This window comes from Bacillus sp. 22190 (genome assembly GCF_052045575.1).
Lineage (GTDB): Bacteria > Bacillota > Bacilli > Bacillales > Bacillaceae > Bacillus > Bacillus altitudinis.
In genome coordinates, this window is the sequence record NZ_JBQEPF010000032.1 from 1 (window position 1) to 1049 (window position 1049).

Genomic DNA, 1049 nt, shown 5'->3' on the forward strand with positions numbered 1-1049 from the left:
GTAGCTAATGAGACGTTCGAGGTTATGGCGCATTGGCATGTAGGAATTAAGAATTACATAATTAATTAAATAAAGCAGACAATTTTGTCTGCTTTATTTTTATACAATCCATAAGATAATTTCTGCTAGAGAATCAGCAGTTTTTGAAGGTACTCCTGCTTTTTTCAAAGCTTTTACTAGAGCGCCTTTTGATGCACTATTCAGTCTTTCTGTGGCATATGCAATTTTTCTTGCATATTTGTCTACCAGTTTAGCTTTTGATGGAGATAGAGGTTTGATGGCCCATTTAAGAGCTTTTCCTCCGACTCTACATACCCATCCAAATGCTTTTATTGCTTTAAGAGAATGACCAACAATACCATTAGTATGTACTTGCCCATTTTGGTTTAATTGGTTATAAGTGTTAAATTCGCGAGTTTGTGATGCGAATTTAATAAATGCTTTAGAATCTTCTAATGTGCTAGGAGTTTTATGTGTTTCTATATATTTCTCTAATGAGTTTGGCAATGAGTTACTTGCAATTTGTGTTGTGGGTTGAACTGTTTGGTCTTGTTCAGCAGCTGAAGCAGATGACGCAAAACCACTAAATCCTGAAATGATAAGGGCTGTAGCTGTAAGTGTTACCACACTTTGAGAAAATCTTTTTTTAGTAAATTTCATTTTAATCCTCCTATTTTTTTGATATTTTAACCAAGTAATATAATACCATAAAAGAGAGGAATTGTTACACATGAGTAAAAAAAATAAAAAAGAAAAATATTCAACTGGAGACCATGTATTTGCGATTTTAATTGTTTTTCTTATGTTTGTCTTTATTATTTCTTCACCTTTTTTGATATTTTTAGGTGTATTTAAATTCGTGTCTTTGTTCCCCTATATTTCTATTAATACAACCAGTACCTTTGATTCTGTTTTAGCTTTATTTAAGTTTTTTTTCCTTACAGTAGTAGTTGTTGGAGTTGTCGATATAGTATTCTCACAAATTTTGATGAAAAAAAAGGGTCCTTTCAATTTTGCTCTTGAAGCTGTGTTAATGTTTGTTGTGTTTT

The 1049-nt window shown here is 31.6% G+C and carries 1 protein-coding gene and 1 pseudogene; one reads left to right on the plus strand and one right to left on the minus strand.

The genetic code is table 11. The features are described 5' to 3' along the window. Positions 1–99: 99 nt before the first annotated feature. Entirely contained in the window at positions 100–660 is a 561-nt protein-coding gene (locus tag ACTJKA_RS19715) for a hypothetical protein (RefSeq protein WP_024024776.1), read from the minus strand. Positions 661–730: 70 nt separating this feature from the next. Between ACTJKA_RS19715 and ACTJKA_RS19720 the strand changes: the two are divergent. Then, positions 731–1049 (plus strand): annotated as a pseudogene (locus ACTJKA_RS19720) (hypothetical protein); the annotation flags it as partial.